At 60.5% G+C, this 23,612-nt stretch carries 14 protein-coding genes; 10 read left to right on the top strand and 4 right to left on the bottom strand.

The features are described 5' to 3' along the window. Positions 1-85 precede the first annotated feature (85 nt). Together nadD and GA615_RS05240 are read left to right on the top strand one after the other, a co-directional pair. Positions 86-697, top strand: coding sequence for a nicotinate-nucleotide adenylyltransferase (gene nadD / locus GA615_RS05245; protein WP_152050220.1), 612 nt, complete (start codon positions 86-88; stop codon positions 695-697). 195 nt (positions 698-892) lie between these two features. Beyond that, complete coding sequence (locus GA615_RS05240) at positions 893-2,089, top strand: baeRF10 domain-containing protein (RefSeq protein WP_152050219.1); 1,197 nt, start codon at positions 893-895, stop codon at positions 2,087-2,089. 40 nt (positions 2,090-2,129) lie between these two features. On the opposite strand, the gene GA615_RS05235 is transcribed toward GA615_RS05240, so the two are convergent. Continuing rightward, entirely contained in the window at positions 2,130-3,323 is a 1,194-nt protein-coding gene (locus tag GA615_RS05235; RefSeq protein WP_152050218.1) for an alpha/beta hydrolase, read from the bottom strand. A gap of 323 nt (positions 3,324-3,646) precedes the next feature. On the opposite strand from GA615_RS05235, the gene GA615_RS05230 reads away from it, so the two are divergent. The 8 genes from GA615_RS05230 to GA615_RS05195 all read left to right on the top strand — a co-directional run bounded on the left by GA615_RS05230 (position 3,647) and on the right by GA615_RS05195 (position 20,020). After that, the gene (locus GA615_RS05230; RefSeq protein WP_152050217.1) at positions 3,647-7,432 is read left to right on the top strand and encodes a hypothetical protein; all 3,786 of its coding nucleotides are present in this window, start codon (positions 3,647-3,649) and stop codon (positions 7,430-7,432) included. 245 nt (positions 7,433-7,677) lie between these two features. Beyond that, positions 7,678-8,442 (top strand): sugar phosphate isomerase/epimerase family protein, encoded by a 765-nt coding sequence (locus tag GA615_RS05225; RefSeq protein ID WP_152050216.1) that lies wholly within the window; start codon positions 7,678-7,680, stop codon positions 8,440-8,442. A gap of 211 nt (positions 8,443-8,653) precedes the next feature. Continuing rightward, entirely contained in the window at positions 8,654-10,144 is a 1,491-nt protein-coding gene (locus tag GA615_RS05220; protein WP_152050215.1) for a dihydrolipoyl dehydrogenase family protein, read from the top strand. 122 nt (positions 10,145-10,266) lie between these two features. Further along, positions 10,267-11,727, top strand: a complete 1,461-nt coding sequence (locus tag GA615_RS05215) for a sulfatase (protein ID WP_152050214.1) — start codon at positions 10,267-10,269, stop codon at positions 11,725-11,727. Positions 11,728-11,830: 103 nt separating this feature from the next. After that, positions 11,831-16,282 carry a DEAD/DEAH box helicase gene (locus GA615_RS28025; protein ID WP_152050213.1) on the top strand — a complete coding sequence of 1,484 codons (4,452 nt, stop codon included), beginning with the start codon at positions 11,831-11,833 and terminating at the stop codon, positions 16,280-16,282. Positions 16,283-16,344: 62 nt separating this feature from the next. Next, a complete protein-coding gene (locus GA615_RS05205; RefSeq protein ID WP_152050212.1) occupies positions 16,345-17,139 on the top strand; it encodes a UDP-2,3-diacylglucosamine diphosphatase in 795 nt (264 codons plus the stop codon). Positions 17,140-17,304: 165 nt separating this feature from the next. Beyond that, on the top strand, positions 17,305-18,819 hold the full coding sequence (locus GA615_RS05200) for a class II fumarate hydratase (protein ID WP_152050211.1): 1,515 nt from the start codon (positions 17,305-17,307) through the stop codon (positions 18,817-18,819). Between the two features lie 64 nt (positions 18,820-18,883). Continuing rightward, positions 18,884-20,020: a hypothetical protein gene (locus tag GA615_RS05195; protein ID WP_161602185.1), complete on the top strand. Its 1,137-nt coding sequence runs from the start codon at positions 18,884-18,886 to the stop codon at positions 20,018-20,020. A 42-nt stretch (positions 20,021-20,062) separates the two neighbouring features. On the opposite strand, the gene GA615_RS05190 is transcribed toward GA615_RS05195, so the two are convergent. The 3 genes from GA615_RS05190 to GA615_RS05180 all read right to left on the bottom strand — a co-directional run bounded on the left by GA615_RS05190 (position 20,063) and on the right by GA615_RS05180 (position 23,553). Next, positions 20,063-20,938, bottom strand: a complete 876-nt coding sequence (locus GA615_RS05190) for an alpha/beta fold hydrolase (RefSeq protein WP_152050209.1) — start codon at positions 20,936-20,938, stop codon at positions 20,063-20,065. After that, complete coding sequence (locus tag GA615_RS05185) at positions 20,935-22,113, bottom strand: dipeptide epimerase (RefSeq protein WP_152050208.1); 1,179 nt, start codon at positions 22,111-22,113, stop codon at positions 20,935-20,937. The genes GA615_RS05190 and GA615_RS05185 overlap by 4 nt, the downstream gene beginning before the upstream one ends. 168 nt (positions 22,114-22,281) lie before the next feature. Then, positions 22,282-23,553, bottom strand: a complete 1,272-nt coding sequence (locus GA615_RS05180) for a HoxN/HupN/NixA family nickel/cobalt transporter (RefSeq protein ID WP_161602184.1) — start codon at positions 23,551-23,553, stop codon at positions 22,282-22,284. Positions 23,554-23,612 lie beyond the last annotated feature (59 nt).

Raw genomic sequence — 23,612 nt, 5'->3', positions numbered from 1 at the left:
TATTCCCCTGAGTGTGACGGTCGGACCCGACCCGAGGCCAGCCCTTTTCGCGGCGATCGGCCGGACCTTCGAGAGCGGTGGACTGATGCGATTAGGTTTGTTCGGTGGCACCTTCGATCCGATTCACCTCGGTCACCTGATCCTTGCCGAATCATGTCGGGAGGCCCTGGCGCTGGATGAGGTCTGGTTTGTGGTCGCCGGCCAGCCGCCGCACAAAGGCGGTGATCGGACAGCGGTGGCTGATCGGATCGAGATGGTCCGAATCGCCATTGCCGGCCACCCGAACTTTACCGTCTCGGAGGTCGAGGCGAACTCGCCAGGTCCCCACTACACCTATGAGACGCTCGAGGCGACGGTCCGAGATCGGCCAGACGACCAGTTGTTCTTCCTGATCGGGGGTGACAGCCTGGTGGACCTGCCCACCTGGCGCGAACCGGGGCGGGTGATGGAACTGGCGACGGTTGTTGCAGTGGGTCGGCCGGGGTTCGTCGAGCCCGCCGCCGACCTGATGCGGCCGATCCTCGATCGGGCTCCGAAGGCCCGCCCGATCGAGCGGGTCGACGCTCCTCAGATCGAGATTGCCTCGCGAGACTTGAGACGCCGGGTCGTTGAGGGGCGAAGCATCCGCTACCTCGTTCCTCGGGGAGTCGAGGCGTTCATCAAGGCTCGAAATCTGTATCGGGGCAGCTCGGATTGACTCCCTGGAATTCAAGGCGGCGGGGTTCCTCATGGCAACAAATTTGCTGCAAATGGTCCCTTGGCCGTGACGCTCCCGAACCCGCCCTTTTGTGGTGGGCACTCGGGACGAGACTCGAACTGAGCGGGCGGCCGAGCCAGTGCCCGATCGCTCGTGTCGGGGCGCCGGGGCCCCCTTGCCACAGGATTGACTGCGATGATGCCAATCACCCGAGACGACCTGGAGATCCTGCTGGATACCCCTCAGCAGCTTGACTACGTCGTCAGTGCGTATGCAGACCTGACGGTTCGTGACGGATTCCGGCATTTCGCCAGTACGGAACTGGCCAACATTGCCCGAGCGGCCGATGTGGCCCTTTCGGAAGCCGAGGCCCGCAAGGTCCTCGATGAGCATGTCGGGCCAATCCTTCGCGAGGTCGAACACGCCAAGCCAGGAACCCGAGGGCTGGCCGCCTTTAGCGCTCCGGAGCGTGGCCTGTTCCACGTCGTCTCGCTGAACTTCCCGGTCGAAAACAAGCTGGTGCTGGATGAGGACCCGTTCGTCCTTCCCTTGCTGGAGCGATGGTTCGGGGATCCAAGCTATCTGGTGGCCTTGATGGATTCGCACGAACTGCATCTCTTTGAGGCCCATTCCGGACATGCCGAGCATGTGACCGGCCTGAACAAGGAGGTGCCCGTCGAGATCCAGCGCGACAAGCCGCGCTTCACCTACAAGAAGCGTTTTCTCGACACCTTCCACGAGCGCCAGCAGCAACTGACGAACGATCAGTTTCTCAAGGAAGCCGCCGACCTCATTTCGGACCATTACCGAGCTGGTGCGTTCACTGGTCTGATTTTGCTCGGGCAGGCACCGACCACCTCAGCGATCCGACAGTTACTGCACAAGGAGGCTGATGCCGCGGTTGTCCTGGAGCACGCACAGGCCATGCGACCCGAGCCGAAGGTCAAGGATGTCGAACATGATGTTGCTCTGGCCATGGAGCAATGGCGGGCCTCCGAGCGGACCCGGATCCTCGACGAACTGAAGCAGCGATGGGACCGCGGCCATCTGGTGGCCAATGGACCGACCGAGGTGCTGGACGCCCTTCAACAGGGGCGGGCGGTGTCGGTGATTTTCGGGGCCGATCGAACCATGCCGGGTTCGCGTTGCCTCTCGTGCGGCTATCGGTTCGGCGCTCCGACGGCCGAATGCGTGTACTGCAATGGTCGAACGATCAACGTGAATGCGGTGCAGGAGATCCTTCGGATGGCCGTCCGCCAACGAATGGCTCGGGTCCACCTGCTCGACCCACCGGCCGAACGGGCCGCCGATCCGATGGCCCGAGCCAATGGCGTGGCCGCGTTCCTGCGAGCCGAGGCGAACTGGAACCCCTCGGAGTCACGTCGGGCTTGAGCAAACCCGTCGGCTCCGAGATGGCAGGGGTGCTTCAGCTTCAGCGAAGCACCTCTCCCCGAGCCTCGGAAGCGGCCTGGATCACGCGATCATCCGGGGGAATTGCCCCGGCATCTTCGGTCAGCGGGACACGGGTTGGCTCGGCTCGGCGAGCATTGAGCTGCACGATCGGCCGAGAGACGGGATCAAAGACCGAGGAGGGCCAGCGGACCAGCCGGACCCCATTGGCCAGGGTGACCCGAGGAATGCTCGTCAGGGTGTTCGAAACCAGCGGAGGACGAATCGGTAAGCCGTCCTCACGGTGTCCGACGTGCTGGAACCGGGCGCCGGAATGAGTCAGTTGATCCAACCGCCGCCCCGAGAAACCAGCTTCCATGGCCAGATCGGCCGCGGGCCAGATGATCGCCGTGTCGAGGCGATCGACCGTGGCCAGGTTCATCTGCATGGAATGAAACGGGCCTTCTCCCGTATCGAGCCAGCTCAACGCGGCGGTGGCGGACGCATGATCGGCCACGAGCGCAGGCTCGGCGGATCGATCGCTTCGAAGGAAGATGTACTGTTTATGGCGATTGGGGATTGAACTGGCCGCCTGAAAGATGGCCCGAGCCCGCTCGTCGCCGACGACCATGTCTTCCTGGGCTGCAATCACGACCAGCGCCGTCGAGGCGGGGATCTGGTCCAGGGCCGGCTCGCTTGAGGGGAGGACTTCTCCCGGAAGGACCGTGATGAGCGCCTTGGGTTGCGGCAGTCCGACCTCATCGGCCATCGCCGCGAGTTGTGCCGCCAGATTGCCTCCGGCCGAGTGGCCGATCAGAGCAAATCGGTTACGGTCTGGTCGCGTACGGCCGGGGGCCGTGTCGAGCACGACCAGGGCCTTGCGAATGGCGTCGAGCGCATTGGGAAGGAACTCAGCCGGTCGGGTGGTCCAGTCCTGCTGATACCGAGGATAGATGACAATGTTCCCCCGACGGGTCAGATGGGCAATCCAGGCGCCGTAAAGGCCGGGGTTGGTCGACATCCAGCCGTGCAAGAAAACCACGACCGGGGCCGGTTTCGAGGGAGTGGGGTCGGTCGGCTCGAAGATCCAGTACGACCGGGGCCCTTCTCCGTAGCTTAGCGCGAGCATCGCGGCGTGAGGCGAGGGGTTCGCGGCATCCTTGGGATGGGGCGGATCGGCCGGGAGTTCGGTCGGTGGAAACATCCCGGCCACCATCAGAATCAGTGCTGATCCCACGTCAAACCCTCCTTGGTGTCGACGAACCGGGGACGGCCTGTCCCATGCTTCGGAACCAATAAGGGGCTCGGCCGACCCTGGGTTCCGGGAAGATTCCTTTGCATAGCCGTTCTGGGGAAATTCGGAAAGATGGGATCGACGAATCCCAGGAAAAAATTCAAGATTCCGCCAATCCTCTCAAGTCGGACGATCTGTCCAACCGATTTCCTAATGACGATTCGAGATGATCGAGCAGTCCTCGATCCCCGATTCCTCAAGGCGAAACACTGGACTGGCAGGGAAGCGAGTCCGGGGTTGATTCGGAATGCGAACCCGGAGTGCGGATGCGTGGCGATTGGCGCGTCGCCTGGGACGGTCGAAGCATTGTCCTAGGTGTGCTGCTCCTGAGCTTGTCCTTCACCGGCCCCGTTCTGGCCGAGTCGCCACCGATCCGAATGACGGTTGAGCTTGCCTGGCGGCCCGCCGACGACGAGGTCGGACGCGCTCATAACGAGGAATCGCCCGGCGCAATGCTCGAAGTCTCCTCGGGAACAGTTCTCGATGCCGTGACCTGGGATGAGACGAGGGAGCTTTCACAGGATCGTCCGGTTCGCCGACTCGATCGGCTGAGCAACGGGAACTTGAGTCTGGGATCGGGACCGAGGGGACGGGTCAGGGTTCGAATCGAAGCTCCGATCGAGTCAACGATCACGATTGTCACCCCGGCCGAAGGTTCCTGGACGCTTCCCCTGCTCGGCTTGCTCGAAGGGCCGCAACGAACGGTGTTGAAGTCGGGTCTCCTGTTCGAGGCGCATCGACTGGACTGGGATGGTTTGGAGGTTCGACTCCCTGGAGACGGGATCATGGCTCCGGGGGCGATTGTTCCCGCGGATGTTCGCGTGAACGTGTTGACTCCCGAGCCAACCGAGGTCTCGCTTCTACTCTCAGCCCGTCTCCGTCCGGTCCGATCGGATCGGACCTTGTGGGAGGAGTCGAGACGGCTGGTGTTGTCGACGAACCAGAGCCAACCGGCCCCAAACCTGTTCAACATCGCCATGCCGCTCGACGAAGGGACGTACGTTCTTGAGTTGAATGCGTCGTGGGTGCCTCGTGAGTTACAGGTTGATGGCTCTCGGTTGAGCCGATGGTGGAGACGGTTGCGCAATCAATCGACCGACGCTTCGGTTCGACGTGTGAGCCTTTGCGTTGTCAGTGCGTCACCCGATCCGTCGCAGAGCCACAAGCTCGAGCCACCCAGGCGCCAGGGATCAGACCATCTTGATCTGATCGTTGATACGACCGATCTGGGGAGGGGGAAGGGGCTCCGACCCCGGGCCGAGGGGCGGGTGTCGTCCTCGACGACTCGAATGGATGACCCGTGGATCGTGCCGGAGGAATTACTCGTCGATCCACCTCGCCGGGAACGGTTTTGGAACCTGGTCGGACGGGTCGGTGCCGAGAATCAGGCCCTGAAGCCAGCAGGTCCGGATGGCGTTTCCTGGGTTGCCATGCCCCTGAACGTGCCTCACCCGGATCGTCCTCATCGCCTTGATCTGGCGGTCCTCGGGGGCGACCCGGCAGCCGTTTCCGTGGCGATCGTGGCGCCGGGAAATCGTCCCCGGTTATTGCTCGATGCGAGGGGTTATGGTCCTCCGACCGTTGGGCCTGGAATGAAGACGCTCTTGTCATGGTCGATCTGGCCCGACACGAGCGATCCGGTGTTGATTGTCGTCAATCGCTCGGTCGAGCATCCGCTCTGGATCGGCGAGGTTCATCTCGTGGAATTTGCGGAGGGGCCAGCTCCACTTCGCGTGACGGAGCCTCCCGCCGATGGTGGTCGGTCGCTGGCAGTTCGGCTTACCGGACCTCGTGATCTCGAACGCTTCGGTGGCTCGAACGATCAGGGACCGGATGATCCTCATGCTCGGGCGGAGCACCTGGTCAGCTACTTGAAGTCGGTCGGAGCCTCGGCCGTGGTGCTGCCTGCTCCTCGGGTCGGGGCATGGGTTCGAGGCGCACTTGACGGGCAGGCGATCGAAGACGCGGTCGGCCCCGATCCTGATCTGACCCTTCTCTCGATGCTCAAGCGTCATCGCATGCGTGTTTTGCTTGAGATGGATGTCGAGGGACGACCCTTACCGGGTTTGCCACCCCCCGACGACCCGAGAGCCGAGGAACTGGGACTGGTTCGACTCGAACGATCGGGAACCTCGGAATCGGATCATCCCACTTACAATTTGCTCCGACCGGAAGTGCAACGCGCATTGACTCAGTGGCTGATCGAAACGGTTCGAGCGTCGGCGCGGGGGCAACGCCCTGTTTGCGATGGTGTCTTGCTGCACCTCGGTCAAGGGCCGACACTGCCGGGTCGGCCCGACTCGGGCTTCGATGATCAGACCTATGCCCGGTTTGTGCGTGATGCGATCAAAGGAGACGTGGCTCCGGGCCTGGACAAGGATGATCCCGAACGGTTCGCGGCTCGGCATCAGTACCTGACCGGGTCGGCGCTGGTGCCCTGGTTGACGTGGCGATCTCGACAGGTCGGGGCGTATTATTCGAGCCTCGCCGCGGCGCTTGCCGAGGCGAGTCCCGGAGTGAGTCTCATGCTCGTCACTCCGGGGCTCGATGATGGTCTGATGGGTGCGGAGGCTCGCCGGTTTGATCGGGATGGCTTGCCTCCCGACGCGGCCTGGCGATCACTTGGGCTGGATCTGGCCGACTGGCCTCAAGGTGGTCGTCCCGCCCCCTATCTGCTTCGGGGTGTTGGGACCGAATTGGGTGGGCTGGAACATGATCTGGCAACCCACCCTGCCCTTGATGCTCAGCTTATGAACCGGCCCGGTCGAGGATTTCTGCTTGGTCCTGACCAGCAAGGCGATGGCCGCGGAGACGTCGAGGGGGCTCCGTGGGCATCGCTCCGGCTTTCCGCGGTGTCTCAACCCTCAGGGCCGGAGGGGGACGAGGTTTTCGCTCACGCCGTCGCGGCGCTCGACGTGGGCTGGGTGGTGGTATCGGCCTCGACCTTGATCGGACAGGAAGACCGGTTCCGCCGCTTCGCAACCGTCTTTCGGAGCCTGCCCCGACCCAGGACCGGCCCGGTGGGATCGTCCTCGGTAGGGACGGTCGCCCGATTGGTGACGCTGGGCGATCGGTCCTATCTCTGCCTTGCGAATGACACACCGTATGTTGCTCGGGTGACGGCCGTGATTGGGGTTCCGCCGACGACCCTCATTGAAGACCTGGAACGCGGGATTCCCATGCCGGTCGATCTGGTGTCCGGCGGCCGTCGCTTAAGCACGGACCTGCCGCCGTTCGGCATCAAGGCGTTCCGGATCGGGGGAACGGGTGTTCGTCTCGAGTCGGTTGTGGCTGTTCACGATTCGAAGCGGGACGCACACCGATCGGCCGTTGCCCGACGGCTTCAGAGCCTGGCGTCAGGCGGATCGATTTCGCACCTGAATCCGGGCTTCGAGCCGGAATCTCTGGTCAGGCAAGCATCTTCCGGAGAGCAGAAGGATCAGGAGCTTGTGGGGTGGACGACGGAAGGAGTTGCCGGAGCCTCCCTCGCGATTGACGTGATCCAGCCGAGAACCGGCCAGGGGAGCCTCAGGCTCAAGACCTCGGAGGCACCTGCCACGGCAACCAGTCCGGCATTTCTGCCTCCGGGACCGGCGGCCACGCTCAGGGCCTTTGTCCGGACCGATCCACCCGATGCCGAGGTTCGGGTGAGAATCGAATCGGAACCGGAAGCGTCCTCGCCGGTTCACCTGGCCGCCGACCTGCCTCGGCAAGATCGGAGCGAGTGGACCCCACTGGCCTTGCGGGCTCCCGGCCTTCCGGCAGACGGCGAATCACGGCTCCGCTTACGGTTCGAACTGCGGAGTCCTGGGCGGCTCTGGATTGACGATCTCTCGCTGACCGGGCCGGGATTGGCCCAGGCTCGGAGTTGTCTGACCGCCGCGCTTCAAGCTTACGACGAAGGGCGTTACGCCGACTTCGCCCGCCTGGCCCGATCTCACTGGGTTCAGGAAGCCGGGGGGCCGATCGATCCCATCGAAGCGGCTCCGATCGTTGCACCGCTGGCCGGAGACGTCTCGACTGATCTACCCGCTCGATCGCGGCTTCGGTAAGATCAGTAACATCCGGGTTCGGATCACCTGAATTCTCCTGTGGGGAGAGCCCCTGTCGATGGTTTGGGGGGATTGGGTGGGTCTGAACTGATCGGGACCGCCGTCACGGAGACCAGAGCGTTCTGGTCCGGGGTGGGTCGGTCGGAGTGTCGTTGCGTGACCCGGAACGACCGCGAGGGATGTCCGCGAATTCCCCACAATCGCCTCGCGACGTCACACTCCGAGGAGGGTCAGGAGGGCCTCGAATGTTCGTCTCATGCAGCACCCTCTGCTTTGCCGATCGGCCGCTCGAAGCGGCCCTGCGTCAGATTGCCGAACTGGAGTTCAATAAGTTCGACCTGGCATTGGTCGAGGGTGGGCCTCACCTGAGTCCCTCAGAGGTCGCAGCCGATCCCGAGGCCGCCTTGCATCGTCTCAGGAGAGGCCCGAGCCTCTCCCCCTCTGCTCTGGATCTCGACTTTGGCGCGGTCGATTCGGAAACGCTCCGGAAACGGTTCGAAGCAATCTGCCGTTTTTCGAAACTGCTGACCGTCGCCGTTCTGACGATTCCCGCTGCGCCGATCGGTACGCCCCTGGATCAGGAAATCGAGCGGCTCTCTGCACTGGCCCAGGTGGCGAATCGAGAGGGCCTGGTGCTGTCGGTTCGGACGCATCGAGAAACCTTGACCTCAGACCCCGCAGTGGCGTTGAGCCTCTGTCAGTCGATCACGGGACTGGGAATCACGCTTGATCCGAGCCACTACGTTCTGGGGCCACACGCCGGAAAAAACTACGACGATCTTTTCCCCTACGTCCAGAATCTTCACTTCCGCGATACGGGCAAGAATCCCGGCGAAGAACAGGTCCGGGTGGGACAGGGAAAGGTCGATTACGCTCGAATCGTCACGATTCTCGACCGCCACGGGTACAACCGATCGCTGACCGTGGCTCTGATCAACCACGGTGACTGTTCGTTTGATGTCGAGGTTGAAGTCCGGAAGATGAAGCTGCTGCTTGAAAGTCTGATCTGACCCCCCCACCTGATTGAAGCCCCCGGTCTCCTCTCCTTGGCGAGGGAGATCCGGGAAGGCTATAATCCCCATCGCGGGATGGGTGGTGAGCTGCGATCTGGTCGACGGCTGCCCCAACTCTTGGCGATGATCGCCCCGACCTGAATTCCCCGAAGCAAGCAAAGCCACTTTGCGAGGCTGGCCGGTGTCGGGGAGATCGGGAGTCACAGCCATGTACGACCTTGTGGTCCTCGGGGGTGGTTCGGGAGGGTTGAATGTTGCGGGAGCCGCGGCGGCGGTTGGCGCGAAGGTGGCGCTGATTGAGGCGAACCGGCTCGGGGGTGAGTGTACGTTTACGGCGTGCGTCCCGAGTAAAGCCTTGATCCATGCGGCGGATCTGGCCCGTCGAATCCGTCTGGCCTCGCGTTACGGAATCACGGCTGGCGCTCCGGAAATCGACTTCGGCAGCGTGATGGATCGCGTGCGATCGGTCGTCTCCTCCTTTTCGGCATCGGACGTTGATGCCATGCGGGCTCGAGGCGTCGAGGTCATCTTCGGCCGAGCACGGTTCGACGCGTACGACACCGTGCTGGTTGGTGAGACCCGACGCATCCACGGTCGAGCGTTTGTGATCGCTACCGGCTCCCGTCCGGCGATGCCCCCGATTGAGGGACTCGAATCGGCCGAACCGCTGACGAACGAAACGATCTGGACGTTGACGGAACGGCCTGAATCCCTCGCGGTGATTGGTGCGGGGGCGGTGGGGCTCGAGCTGGCTCAGGCCCTGGCTCGTCTTGGCGTGGAGGTCACGATTCTCGAATCGGCGCCGCGAATCCTGCCCCAGGAAGATCCCGAAGTGAGCCGTCGGCTTCGGGGGGCGTTTGAAGCGGAAGGCGTCAAAATTTTTACTAATGCCGAAATCTCGAATGTTGAGTGTCGAGAGGAAGGCAAGGTGGTTCATTTCGTTGACCGAGAAACCGGTAACAGCTACCAGGCGGTGAGGGATGAGCTGCTCGTGGCGGCTGGACGCCGAGCAAATGTGGACGGCCTGAATCTGGAAGCCGTCGGGATCGTCGCCGACTCAAGAGAGGGGATTCCGGTCGACGCGTATCTCCAGACCTCTGCTCGAACGATTTACGCGATCGGTGATGTAATCGGTCGGAATCAGTGGACCCACGCTGCCGAGCGGGAGGCGGCCGTGGTGTTCCAAAACGCCGTTCTCGGCCTCCCGAAACGGTACGATGAAACGGTCATCCCGCGAACGACCTTCACCGATCCGGAGGTGGCCTCGGTGGGTCGGACCACTGGCTTCGAAGACTCGGAAACCGTTCGGACAATCCAGGTCGAATATGCGGAACTTGATCGGGCCCGGATCGAGGGACGCACCCAGGGGTTCGCCAAGGCTGCCATTACACCATCGGGCAAGATTCTTGGCGCCACGATTCTGGGAGACAGCGCTGCGCTTGTCTTACAAGAGTTTGTCCTGGCAATGGAACAAGGACTCACGCTCCATCATCTTCTCAACACGATTCATGCGTATCCGACTCACGCCGGACTTGTTCGAGCGTTGGCGACCAAGTTTGCCTCGACACGTTTGGAACATGGGTTGACCCGAGCGGCCCTGCGGCTGATTTATGGGTATGAACCTCCGGACATCGCGTCGCCTCAAGCGGAACCGCATGGAGAAAGGCCAGTGGCACCGACGGGAAATGCTTCACAATGACGAGACTGGATCACTCCGTTTCGAATGGGGAAATCACCCGGAATCCCTCGGAAACGCGGGTGTAGGCCTCGTGAGAACAACCGACGGACAACCATGAACCGTGCCTGACGACGAGGTATACCATGATTCGAATGCTGCCAGTGGTTCTGATCGGGTTCCTCTGCGGGGTTTCCTCAGGGGTAGAGACGGTCGAATCGCCGAATGTTGTGTTCATCCTGGTTGATGATCTCGGCGTGATGGACCTTGAGCCGTACCACCCGGAGACCTTTTACGAGACGCCGAATCTGAGCCGATTGGCGGCGCGTTCCATGAGGTTCACCCAGGGATACGCTGCCAACCCGGTTTGCAGCCCAACACGATATAGTTTGATGACGGGAAAGTATCCGAGCCGGGTTGGGGCGACCAACTGGTTTTCCGGAGTCAGGGAAGGACGGTTTCGGCCTGCGCCTCTAAATGCCGTGATGCCGCTGGAAGAATACACGCTCGCAGAAGCCTTGAAGGATGCCGGCTACCGAACGGCGTTTCTGGGGAAATGGCATCTTGGTCCTACCGATGACTTCGGACCAAAGGCGCAGGGGTTCGACGTGAATGTCGGCGGGTTTCGAGCAGGATCACCTCCGGGGGGATACTTCGCTCCGTATCGGAACCCTCATCTCGAAGATGGTCCCGACGGTGAATATCTGACGAATCGACTGGCAGAGGAAACGACGGAGCTGATCCGTCAATTCAAGGACGATCGGTTTTTTATTTATCTTTCCTTTTATTCTGTTCACACTCCGCTCCAGGCGCCGGACGATCTGGTGGAACAGTATCAGAGGAAAGCGGCTCGCCTGGATGTGAGCGATGCCGAACGGTTTGCTTCGGAGGAGCAAGTCTGGCCGGATGCCGGTCCGCGTCGCGTACGAGTGGTGCAAGACCACCCAACTTACGCGGCCATGGTTCAGAGCATGGATGACGCGGTCGGGCGCATTCTGGATCAACTCGACCAGTTGGGACTGAGTGAGAACACCGTTGTGTGTTTCATGTCCGACAATGGCGGTCTCTCGACGTCGGAAGGCTCTCCGACTTCGAACCTTCCCTACCGAGGAGGAAAGGGTTGGCTGTACGAAGGAGGGATCCGCGAACCGTATCTGATTGCCTGGCCCGGAGTGACGGACACGGGTGGGACGTGTGACGTTCCTGTGATCAGCACAGACTTTTATCCGACTTTACTTGAGATCTTGGGACTGCCCTTGATTCCGGATCAACACAAGGATGGGCTCAGCTTGGTGCCATTACTCAAGGGAGAGGAGGATTCGTTCCGTCGCGAAGCCTTGTTCTGGCACTACCCGCATTACTCGAATCAAGGGGGATTTCCGGGAGGAGCCATCCGATCCGGGAACTCCAAGTTGATTGAACGATACGAAGATGGACGGATTCATCTTTATGACCTCGCGCAAGATCCGGGCGAGCAACACGACCTGGCTGCCGACCGCCCTGAGTTGGCAGAAGCCCTGCGGAACCGATTGCATTCCTGGTATGAAGAGGTGGGAGCGGAATTTCTCCGGGCTCGAGAAGGTGGACCGGAACCGTGGCGGCCTTGATGTCGAGTGGTCCAGAGTTCATCCGAAATTGATGAGCATCCCTTTGCGCTGAGCGATTCCGTTGCCGAGTCGTCGTTCCAAACTGGATGAATCGAGCGGATTGATGTGGGCGTTGCCACCGGTCCGCGACTGGTTTCTGGAAACCTTCGAAACACCGACGAGGGCACAACGCGAGGGGTGGCCTGCGATTGCATCCGGTCGGCACACATTGATCTGTGCGCCGACCGGAACAGGCAAGACACTGGCGGCATTTCTCGCGGGGCTGAATCTGATCTGGAAGGCTTCGCCGTGTGAAGGAGTCAAAATTCTTTATGTTTCACCGTTGAAGGCGTTGAATTCCGATGTGGCAGTGAACCTGGAAGTGCCGCTTTCGGGGATTGTCAAGATGGCTGAGCGGATGCGAACACCGCTCCGGCCCTTGAGCGTGGGGGTTCGAACGGGTGATACGTCACCCTCGGAACGACGGCTTCAACTGAAACGCCCACCCGACATTCTGATCACGACTCCGGAATCGCTTCACCTGATTCTTACGAGCCGACAGCGAGAGACCCTTGGGACGGTCTCCCACGTAATCGTGGATGAGATTCACGAGCTTTGTTCCAGAAAGCGAGGCGTGAGTCTGGCGATTTTGCTGGAACGACTCTCACGTCTGACGACTCGTGACTGTGTTCGAATTGGGTTGTCGGCAACGCTCAACCCGGTCGAGGAGGTGGGGGCGTTTCTCGGAGGATGGAACACGATTGAATCGGCTTCGGGTCGACGACGAAACGTTTCTCGGCCGGTCTCGATTATCGATGCGGGGAGTTCCCAATCGGTCGATCTCACGGTGCGATCCATCAACCGCTCGGCCTCGACCGCCGAGGGCCATGACCTGGACCATCAGTTGCTTGATCAGATTCGCGCTCATCGATCGACACTGATTTTCGTCAATCACCGAGCGGAGGTGGAACGCCTGACGACCCGACTGAACGCCCTTCTGTCGCAGAAAAAACCCTCTCAGGACGCGCAGGCCGCTCGAACGGAGATTCGGTCGCATCACGGGAGTTTGAGTCTGGAGCAGCGTCGAGAGACGGAAGCGTTCCTGAAAGAAGGCTCACTCGCAGCAGTTGTGGCCACGGCTTCTCTGGAGTTGGGTATTGATATTGGCTCGATCGATCAGGTGTGTCAGGTCGGCTCTCCTGGTAGCGTTGCGAGAGGACTTCAACGTGTGGGGAGAGCGGGTCACTCGGTCACCGAAGTGACTCGGGCCTGCCTCTTTGCAAGGACGGATTCCGAGCGACTCGAATTGGTTGCGCTTGCTGATGCGATGCGCGAGGGAGTCGTTGAACCTCTGAGACTCCCTGAGCGATGTCTCGATGTGCTTGCTCAACAGATCCTGGCATGCGTTGCGATCGAATCCTGGGAGGTTCACGCTCTTTTTGAATTCATCAAGCAGGCACATCCTTATCGAAACCTCTCCTGGGAGGAGTTCGAAGCGGTCCTGACAATGCTTTCCGGGCGATCGAGTGCCACCGACGTGCGCGACCTCCGTGCCAGGATTCACTGGGATCGCGTTTCCCAACGTCTTGAGCCCTTGCCGGCAACACAACGGCTCGCTGTTCAGGGGGGAAACACGATTCCAGACACCGGACAGCTTCCCGTTGTGCTTGACGGAGGGACCCGGCTTGGGGAGTTGGACGAAGACTTCGTCATCGAGCGACGCGTGGGGGATGTGATTCAGTTAGGAACATCGACGTGGGTCATTCGATCGATCGACTCGAAACGTGTTCTGGTCGGTCCGGCGGAGGGACGATCGGCGATCGTTCCCTTCTGGAGAGGGGAGGGGTTGGGGCGGTCAGGTCTGCTGGGATCTCGGCTCGGAGCGCTTCGGAGATCGATTGAATCCTGTGTGAAGGATGACGCGTGTGGTGATTGGGTGGCGGAGCGATTCGAGCTCAGCAACGAGCTATCTCGGCAGTTGGTTGCGATCATCAGGCGACAGATTGAATCGGTTGGATGTGTTCCGACGGATGAGCAAGTCCTTGTCGAGTCCTTTCATGACGAGTCGAGTCTCCTGAATGTGCTGATTCAGACGCCGTTGGGAAGCCGCTTCCATCTGGCCCTGAAGTTTTTAATTCAAGGGTGGCATCGCGATCGGCTCGGGTTTGTCCCCGTGTGTTATCACGCCGATGATGGGCTTCTCATTCAGCTTCCAGGCATGACATCGCTGAATGAAACCCTTTTCAACGACCTTTGTTCGGCAAGTTGTGAGAGCACGCTCATTCGAGAACTCTGGGAGAGTCCCCTGTTCCAGCTGCGGTTTCGCCAGGTGACGAACCGAGCCTTACCGATGGTGGGGGTCGGTTTAATGGCTCGGGCGCCCCTCTGGTTCCAACGTCACCGCGCAGAACGGTTGTTCGAGGCGATTCTCGAGGACCCTGACCATCCCTTGATTCGTGAAACGATTCGCGAATGCCTTTCGGAGGATCTCGATCTCGCAGGGCTTCAGACCTTTCTCCAGAAGCTCGGAAAAGGCCACATCTCGGTTGAAACCGTGCCCCTTGGGATGCCCCTTTCTCCTTTTGCCTCGGAACTGTTCCATCAGATCTCCGGGAGATTGCGAACACAGACCAGGCGGCCGTCGAGGCGTCGGGGGCGTTTCCGGGCCGAATCGTTCCGGAAAGCAGACGTCCTAGAACCATCGATCCCCGAGTTGGTGATCGGATCGATCGAACCTAGTGCGGTTGATCGTGTAAATTCCCGGCTGCGGGGTCGGACCTATCCTCCTCGAACCGCAGAGGAGATGGCGGAGTTGCTCCGGTTTTGTGGAGATTTCGATGAAAATGAGATTAACCAGTCTTTGATCATGTTTCTTAAGGAATTACGTAATCGAGGACTGGCGCTCCGAATCGAGATCGATGGGGCGACAGATCCTCTGCGATGGATCACGTCCGAGGCGCTCCTACTTTATGAGACGGCGTTTGACGTGGAGTGTCTCGACAGTCATGCCATCCGCTCGAAGGGTGAAAATCTGGAGCGGTTCTCAAAAGATCAGGCTGGGGTCAGGATCGTTCAGTCCTACGTTCGATCACACGCAGTGGTCACCCTCGATCAGATTGTGGCTCGATATGGGATCCCGGTTTCGCGAACTCAACGGATTCTCAACAGGCTTGCACGATCGGGTGAGGTGATCTCCCTGGGCCGTTCGAGTGAAACGGAGCCTGAACGCTGGGTCGAGCGACGGAACCTGGACGATCTTCAGCGCTTCACGATGGCATTGCGACGAAAGGAATCGATCTCCGTCGATCCGGAAACTTTTGCAGAGGTGCTTCTCCGTCATCATTGTCTCGATCAAGCATCCCAAGTTCCAGGTCCCGAGGTTCAGGAACCATTGCTTCGACGGCTGGCGGGATTCCCGGCGCCAATCGCGTTCTGGGAGACCGACGTACTGTTGAGGAGAATGAATGTTTCGAATCCGAGCGTCCTCGATCAGTTCTTGAGAACCGAGCAATGGCACTGGCGTTGTGTCTTGGAATCTGGAAATGAACGCTTTCTCACGCTTGTGCCACCTGATTTTCCGGGGCCCTGGACGGTAGTGGATTCAGAACCATTGTCTTCGGATGCAGAGATTTTGTTGTCGTTGCTGCACTCGCGAGGAAACCTTGACACCGATGAGCTTGTTGCAATCAGTAAAATCGATCCGAGGGTTGTGAAAAGTTCACTTGAGGAATTGTGGACACGAGGGTTTGTCGGAGGCGATCGTCTTGATCCAATTCGAGGGGCGGATCGTGTCCGGCGTTCCCCGACACCGAAGTCCCGGGGAACTTGGTCTGCGGGGGGCTCGCGACCTCGTCGCGGGGGAGTCCGATCAGGGGGTTGGGGATGTCTCGGCGTCAAGTGGGTAGCATTCGCACGTTCGGATGCCTTGGGTTTCTCGGAAGGTGCGTCGCTTGAGGATTGGGTCCGAGTGCTTCTGGATCGTTACGGGGTTCTGTGCAAAGAGACAGCGAAACTTGATCGCTGGGCTCCTTCCTGGTCATCGCTCAGAGAGGCGCTGGATCTGGCTGAATTGCGCGGCGAGGTTCGGAGGGGCTATTTTGTGTCAGGACTCTCGGGGGTGCAGTTCGCAACAGAGTCCTTCATCGAGGCGCTTCGAACGCCTCGGAAGGAGGATCAGACTGCCTCTCCTCTGCTGATCTCTGCCATCGATCCCGCGAATCTCTATGGGGTCGGCGCGCCCTTTTCGTTGCCGGCTCAGGAGGGATCGGGGATTCGATTCACTCGGTCAACCTCGAACCATCTCGTGCTGCTCAATGGGCGTCCGTTAATTCTGTCGGAGAATTATGCGCGAAGACTTACGGTGCTTCCGTGGGCGAATGATGAAGCAATCGAGAAGGCATTAAGCATGTTCAGGGATTTGGCCGGTCCTGGAAGGTGCGTGCTCAAGGTTCAGGAGATCAACGGGCAGCCTGCTCTGGAAAGTCGTTATGCGGAGCCTTTACTTCGGGCCGGTTTCGTGCGGAATCCGCCTGGCATGGCCTATTATGCGGGGTGGTCACACAGCCCGTCCGCATGATAATCTTCTTGAAGTACAAGGGCAGTCCGGGCACCTCCGTCGTGTATTGACGAGGCAGGGTGATGACCGATCTTCACGTTGAACCGACGGGTGATCATCAACGACCTTTTGACTGTCTGGTCATTAGTGATCTGCATCTCGGGAGTGATGTGTGCCAGGCCCGATTGCTCGAAGAATTTCTCGAATGGGCCGCGGAACAAACGCGTGAGCTTGTCATTAACGGCGACATCTTTGATGACCTGAATTTCAAGCGGCTCAGCAAACGCCATTTTGCGTGCCTGAGGAGCATTCGCAGGCACTCGGATCGGGACGATCTGCGACTCACCTGGATTCGGGGTAACCACGATGGTGCGGCGGACGTGATCAGTCATCTGGTTGGAGTGGATTTTCTCGACGAATATGTGTTCGACAATGGGGAAATTCGGTTGCTCATCCTTCATGGAGATCAGTTTGATCATTTTATCACGAAGTATAAATGGATGACGTCCATTGCGTGCGGTCTTTTCTACGTGATCCAGAAGTGGGTTCCACACCGAGCTGCTCGGTGGATCCGGCGCATTTCGAAGCGGTTTCAGCGCAATAGCGAGGTGGTGCGTGATGGAGCCGTGGAGTATGCCCGTTCGAAGTCCTGTGATCACGTGACCTGTGGACACACCCACGCCCCGCTTGAGAGCGTGATTCATGGGATTCAGTATGTGAACAGCGGAACCTGGACCGAGCATCCCCCCTGCCCGTTTGTCGCAGTCAAGGGGAATCGGATGTGGTTGGAGCAATGGCCCCTCACTGATCTTCAATCCGCTTCGACCGAGTCGGACCAAACAAAGCGCGCGACGGCGTCGGGGGCAAGTGATCGTTAAATTGAGGTATTCGGCCGACATCGGGTTGGAATCCGGGATTGCGTCGGCCTGATCGCCCATTCTACGATACAATCAAAGCATCGTTGGACTGGCAGGGCGATTGGCTTTTGCGGCTCGCCCTCCTTTTGTTGAAATGGGAGCCTCCGTCAGGAGGCGGAGGACAGCGTGTCGAGCGATCAGACCCGGGTGGAAAAGGATTCGATGGGGAGCATGGAGGTTCCCAGCGACGCCTATTACGGGGCTCAGACCCGTCGGGCCGAGTTGAATTTTCCAATCAGCGGCCTCCGAATGCCTCGCGCGATGATTCGATCGCTCGGGCTCATCAAGAAGGCCGCCGCCCAGGTGAATCGGGATCTCGGGTTGCTCGACCCGAAGCTGGCCGAGGCGATCGTCTCGGCTGCTGATGCGGTGGCCGCCGGCAGGCACGATGACCAGTTTGTCGTCGATGTGTTCCAGACCGGCAGCGGCACCTCGTCGAACATGAATACCAACGAGGTCATCGCGGGGGTTGCCAATGAGGCTCTGACCGGGCAACGCGGTGGAAAGAGTCCGGTCCATCCCAACGACCACGTCAACTATGGTCAGTCGTCAAATGACGTCTTTCCGACGGCGATCCACCTGGCGGCGCTGGAGGGAATCGAGCGTCAGTTGATTCCGGCGATGGGCGAACTGGGCCTTCGGTTGAAGCAGAAAGCCGAGGAACTGGACGGAGTCGTGAAGATCGGCCGGACTCACCTGCAAGACGCGGTGCCGATCCGGCTTGGACAGGAAATCTCGGGATTCGCCGCCCAGGTGGACCACTCAATCCGCCGACTCTCGGCCGTTCGGGACGCACTCGGCGAACTAGCGATTGGTGGAACCGCCGTTGGGACCGGTCTGAATACGCATGAGGAATTCCCGGAGCGAATGGCCGCGAAGCTGTCCGAGGAACTCGGCCTGTCCTTCCGCCCGGCGGCGAACCACTTCGAGGCGATGACGAACAAGGACGCAGCCGTCGAGGCGTCGGCGGCGTGCAAGACGGTTGCCATCAGCCTGTCGAACATGGCGAATCAGATCCGATGGCTCGCCTCGGGACCTCGTTGCGGGATTGGCGAGCTGAGGATTCCCGAGCTTCAGCCGGGCAGTTCGATCATGCCGGGGAAAGTGAACCCGGTGATTCCAGAGGCCGTGATGATGGTGTCGGCCCAGGTGGTCGGCAACGACGCGACCATCGGATGGGCCAATGCGCTGGGCTCGAATTTTGAACTCAACGTGATGATGCCAGTCCTGGCCTACAACTTGCTGCAGTCCATCTCCTTGCTCACGAGCGCGGCTCAGGTGCTGGCAAGCCGTTGTGTTCAGGTCGATGCGGAGGTGGTCGTCTTTGGAGAGGTCCGAGGGCTGGAAGCGAACGTGGAGCGTTGCAACGCCCTGATCGAACAAAGCCTGGCCATGTGCACCGCCCTTGCTCCTCGAATCGGCTACGACGCGGCGGCGGCGGTCGCCAAGGTGGCGTCGAAAACCGGTCGGAATGTGCGGGACGTGGTCAACGATCTTGTCGGGAAACCTGCCTCGGATTACGAAGCGATTTTGGGAGTGGCCGCATCTCCGGCGGCTCAATCGATGGGGCCTCTCCGTCAGGATGAGGTCGATCAACTGCTCGATCCGATGCGGCAGACACACCGAGGAACGGGTGGCTGACCGGCCCAGGTGCCGGGAACCCCGTTCGATCCTTCTGGCCACCGAGAGGCGCGGGAGACTCATGATGGACAAGGCCGACCGACTCGATCGCGTGAATGACGATCTCGAAGACCGGTCGGCCGATCCCGCGCCGATCATCATTGTGCAACGGGGGCGAGCGACCTGGGGACGGGAACTGTTATTGTTACTTCTCCTGCTGGCAACGGCTTCCTACATCGTCTATGAAGAGTATCGAGGCCCATCGATCATCGTCAGGAACTCGCCGAGGCAAGACCCGCGCGTGGTGGATTCGGTTTCCGTCACGGCACTTTCCCCCGGTGACGTCGTAATTCGAGGCTCAGATGGAGACGCACGGAAGCCCAGTTCGCAGACTGACGATCGCGTGACGAGCTCGGGGGACGATGGTGTTGAGGCCGGCTCTGCCCAGAAGTCCAGTAAGAGCGAGAATTCCGGCGCCTTCGCGGTTGCAAGAGAAGATGAGGGAGAGTCCGACGAACCGGGCGACGAGGCCGCCCCGCGGGAAGGGATCGCACTCGAAGCTCGTGGGGATTCGGTCGTCGATCCCTTTGGATTTCCCGAGCCTCTTGCTGATCGGGACCCAGCGGCTCAGGAAGCTGTTTCGAAGCCAGAGGATGCGGAGGCACCGCGGAGAGCCAGTGCGGTCATCGTCTGGGATCAGGATCGCCTTGATCCACCGCGACGCGATCGGCCCAATGAGACGGATGGCCCCGGCGACCGATTGCTCGATGATCGGCTCGACCCTCCGCAATCGAAAGACGTGCCGCCGGAACGGAAGGTGGCGATTCAAACCCTTGCGCAGCGTCGCCATTTTCTGCAGTGCCTTGCCCTGGCAATTCGCCAGTATGGTCGACAGGCTGGTCCGCACATTGACGGGCTTTGCCGGGATTACCGCATCCCGTTACCATTCGAGGTTGTTCAACTGGAGCAACGTTACGGGTCGAATGTGTTTCTTTCAGGTGGTGATCTCGAACAAACGATCACCACTCTGAGACATCTGGGGGCTCCGGAGAGCTATCTGCTCGAACAGTTGAGCGAACAGATGAGCCGAACCATCGGCGCCCGGCACGGTCCCCGGAACGCGATGGAAGCTCGAGTTTTTGCGGCTCGTAAACTGCTGACGATCCCCCTTCCCGACGGCTTGCAGCAGCAGGCGGCTTCACGTCCTTCGATCGGGGGGTGAGGCAAGGAACGACTCCCGTTGAGGGGCCTCGACTGGCCGAGTTCAGGGAGAGCCGACCTGATCGGCCTGATGCTGCGGCATCCAACGCGTCTTGATCCAGTCGATAAAATCGTATGCGTATCGGCTGGGATCGGGCTCGAATTCGAGCGTGTGATGGGCGTTGGGATATTCGATGATCGTCTTGTCCGGGCTTTTGAGCCGTTGAACGTAGGCCCTTGTGCGCGTGTTGTCGACGATTCGGTCGTGTTCGGCGAGCATGAGGAGGCAGGGTTGTTTGACGCTGGAGGGGGCTCGTCGGGCCTTCCGATCGAGGAACGTACTGGCTGCAAGAAGGGCCGCGGTCGCAGTCCGGAGACTCAGAGGATCTTTGGCGATGAAGTCCTGGGCCTCGGGATTGGCCGTGAACAGGGCGGGATCCGCCAAAGGTATGGGGAAATGAGCTTTTCTTCTCACGAAAAAGGCCGCAGCAATGCGGAGGCGCTCGGCGGTGGAGACCCCAACCCGAGGTTCGAGTCCCGGGCAGATCAAAGCGATCCCGTGGATCAACTCCGGCTGGCGGGCCGCTGAGGTCACGACCAGCTTGCCTCCCCAACTGATGCCGCCAAGGATGACCGGGAGCGATTGCCGATCCTGCCGGACCTCTCGGCAAACTTCAATGACATCCTGAATCAGTCGTCCGGACGATGGACAGTGGCCCCGATCCTGATGATTCGATCCTGAGCCGCGGCGATCCGGAAAGTGAGCTTCGATTCCTGACTCGGCCAGTGTTCTCCCGAGGCGATGATACCAACCGGCATGGCTCTGGACCCCATGAAGGATGACGCAGATCGCCTGAGGTGAGCCCTCCGGATTCCAGCTTGAGACATGAAGCGGATAACCGTCCGAGGTGTGAATCCGTCGCGTTGTCGGCGCAATCATGGTGCGAGTTCTCGTCGAGCAACTGTCATCTGTTCGAGGGGGGCGCTTTGGACGGCCACGCCCAGGCCAGGGCCGGAGAGGGGGAGTGCCCGTCCTCCGTAGCGGAAGGTGATGTCTGGAGCCGTCAGGTTTTCGGCCAGGACGTGGCGGTCGTAAGACCCCTCCACGTAACGAAGTCCGACAAGGTTCGAGGCCAGGTGGCGACCAGCTGCCGAGAGGATGCCTGATTCTCCGGGATGACAGCCGAGTTGCACCCCCAGGCCGTTTTGAACAGCCAGGTCGATCAGGCGGAGTGTTGGAGCGATTCCGCCACACTTCGAGAGGCGAACGTTGAACAGGTCGGCCAGCCCGGCATCGATGGCCCGGAGGGCGTCGGGCTCTCCGCAGAGGGATTCGTCGAGCATGACGGGAATCCCGAGTTGGGGGCGGAGTTCGGCCAGTCGCTCCACGTCACGATGCGGGACGGGTTGCTCAAGCGCAGACGGATTCGATTCGCGGAGAGGAGCGATCCGTTCGAGCAACTCGTCGGCCGCCCAGGCCTCGTTGGCATCGAGGCGGAGATCCATGGAGGACCCCAGAATTTTCCGAAAGCGTCGAAGGCGTGAAGGATCATCCTGGCCTGTCACACCGACTTTGACTTTCACGTGTTGAAATCCGTAAATTCGCATCTTCCATGCGGAGATCCGTTCCTTGCGGGCTCCTTCCGCAGTGATGGCACCACTGTAGCGGACTGGTCCTGGGCGAGCGCGGAGGTAGGATTGTCCCGAGAGAAGCTGACGAACCGCGTCGGACATCGATCGGTTGAAACGACGCCCGTAGGCATCGAGCAAGGCGATCTCGACCGCACATCGCGCAGCATTCCCGAACATGCCGCGGGGGTCGTTCTGGATGCTGGGTAGACGAATTGCGGCGATCCGATTGACTGCCGTTTCGAAGTCGGACGGAGACTCCAACTGACGGGCGATCTCGGCCGTTTCAAGGGCATCGAGGGCGGTTTCGATGGTCTCACCCGTGACATACGATCGGGGCACTCCCTCGCCGTATCCGATCGTTCCGTCATCGAGTGTAACCCGAACGATCAGACTGTCGCTGACGGTTCGCTGATGCGAAGCATGCTTGATCGACTTCTTCAACGGCAGGGCAACATGAATCCCCTCGATGCTAACCAAGCCCATCGACGTCTCCCGGTCGCGTGTCGCATGATGATCGTTTTCAAGTCTACCCTGAGAATCTGAATGGAGTGTGCCGCAGGGGAAATTGACGAGATGATTCGACCCTGGAGCCGCACCGCGTGTTTTGTCTGAGAAGTTGGGTGCGAGGGATCGTGCAGTCGCGGCGAGTGTTCAGAAAAAGAACATGGAAATACCGACGCCTGCAAGAAGGAGGCCCCCCGCCGCGCCCAGCAATCGCTCAGGAACAGACGAACCGCGAAAGCGATGGGTCAGACGACGGAACCATCCGGCGGAGAGGGCCACGCCGAGTAAGGTTCCGGAGGCTCCTAGACTGAACGCGACCAGCAGAGAGACACCCAGCACCGGCTTTCCGGCAACCCAGGCCATTGCAAGCAGTAACACGGCGTCCCAGCACGGAATGGCACCAACGGCAAGGCCCGTGAGCATTGCCTCCCGAGCGGAGAGAATCGAAGTTCTGGGACCCTCGATGTTCGAGGACAGGCCATTGAGCATCGCCCCAATTCGCCAAAGGCCCAGAATGGCAAGGATGAGACCCACTGCTCGGGTCATCGGACCATCGATCCGGCCCAGCTCTGGCGGCAAGATCAGGACCGCGACCACGGCCAGGATCACCGCAAGGAGCAAGTGGGCTCCCGCGGCGGAACTTGCAAGGAGCAGTCCCTGACGGATCGGGTGGTCGCCCTGGATCGAGGCTCCCACCACCACCGACTTGCCGTGGCCCGGTTGCAGGGTATGGGCCGCTCCGAGCAGGAGTGCTGCCAGGAGCAGGAATGGTCGCGAAGTGTCCGAGGACTCCCAGAAGAGGCGGGTGAGCCGTCGCGGTTCGACTCGACCCTCACCCGAACCGGCTGCAAGTTGCCGGTTTGCGGCCTGATCGTCAGACCTTCCGGCGGGTTGAACGGCGAGGACAGGTTCAGGATCGTCCAGAGGTGCGTAGTCGATCGTGACTTCTCGGGTCTCCCGTTCCTCCTCGTCGGACATGAGAAAGAGCGGAATCTCCTCGACCTCCTCCAGGTTTGTCGGCCCGTCGTATCCGGAGATCCGGGTCGTTGGATCGTTGCGCAAGGCGAGACGACTGACCCCGTACGACGAGGCATAGTTCGAGTCGAGGAGATGAAGCCTCCCCCGTTCAGGGATCGAGGCACGAAAGACAAATCGGAGCAGAAGATGCTCCTCGTACTCCACGACCACGTCGTCGACGATCCAGGAAAGTTCGGTCTCGTCGAGGGTTGCCAGCAGCCCTCGCGCATTGAGCGGGGCAATCATGCGAGCGTAGCCCTCGATTCGGTCGAGACGAGCGTCTCCCGTCCGTTCGGGCGCGAGTCGCTTCAAATCTTGATAGAGGGTCCACTCGGTCTGACTGACCTCGTAGACGACCTGAAGCATGGGCGGTTCGAGAACGATCTGAAGGGATTGGTCCACCCGCTCGTTGGGGATGTCATGAGACCTGGCGGGTTGCGGAGCAAAGATCAGGAAGACAA

It is taken from the genome of Tautonia marina, assembly GCF_009177065.1.
Classification (GTDB): Bacteria; Planctomycetota; Planctomycetia; order Isosphaerales; family Isosphaeraceae; genus Tautonia; species Tautonia marina.
Note: the sequence above shows the minus strand (reverse complement) of the source record. Positions and strands in the feature narration are given on the sequence as shown.

Excerpts from the sequence above, each read along its gene's own strand:
- GA615_RS05195 (WP_161602185.1), top strand. The coding sequence starts at position 18,884 with ATGGACAAGGCCGACCGACTCGATCGCGTGAATGACGATCTCGAAGAC.
- nadD (WP_152050220.1), top strand. The coding sequence starts at position 86 with ATGCGATTAGGTTTGTTCGGTGGCACCTTCGATCCGATTCACCTCGGT.
- GA615_RS05205 (WP_152050212.1), top strand. The coding sequence starts at position 16,345 with ATGACCGATCTTCACGTTGAACCGACGGGTGATCATCAACGACCTTTT.
- GA615_RS28025 (WP_152050213.1), top strand. The coding sequence starts at position 11,831 with ATGTGGGCGTTGCCACCGGTCCGCGACTGGTTTCTGGAAACCTTCGAA.
- GA615_RS05230 (WP_152050217.1), top strand. The coding sequence starts at position 3,647 with ATGCGTGGCGATTGGCGCGTCGCCTGGGACGGTCGAAGCATTGTCCTA.
- GA615_RS05185 (WP_152050208.1), bottom strand. The coding sequence starts at position 22,113 with ATGGGCTTGGTTAGCATCGAGGGGATTCATGTTGCCCTGCCGTTGAAG.
- GA615_RS05220 (WP_152050215.1), top strand. The coding sequence starts at position 8,654 with ATGTACGACCTTGTGGTCCTCGGGGGTGGTTCGGGAGGGTTGAATGTT.
- GA615_RS05215 (WP_152050214.1), top strand. The coding sequence starts at position 10,267 with ATGATTCGAATGCTGCCAGTGGTTCTGATCGGGTTCCTCTGCGGGGTT.
- GA615_RS05240 (WP_152050219.1), top strand. The coding sequence starts at position 893 with ATGATGCCAATCACCCGAGACGACCTGGAGATCCTGCTGGATACCCCT.
- GA615_RS05190 (WP_152050209.1), bottom strand. The coding sequence starts at position 20,938 with ATGATTGCGCCGACAACGCGACGGATTCACACCTCGGACGGTTATCCG.
- GA615_RS05225 (WP_152050216.1), top strand. The coding sequence starts at position 7,678 with ATGTTCGTCTCATGCAGCACCCTCTGCTTTGCCGATCGGCCGCTCGAA.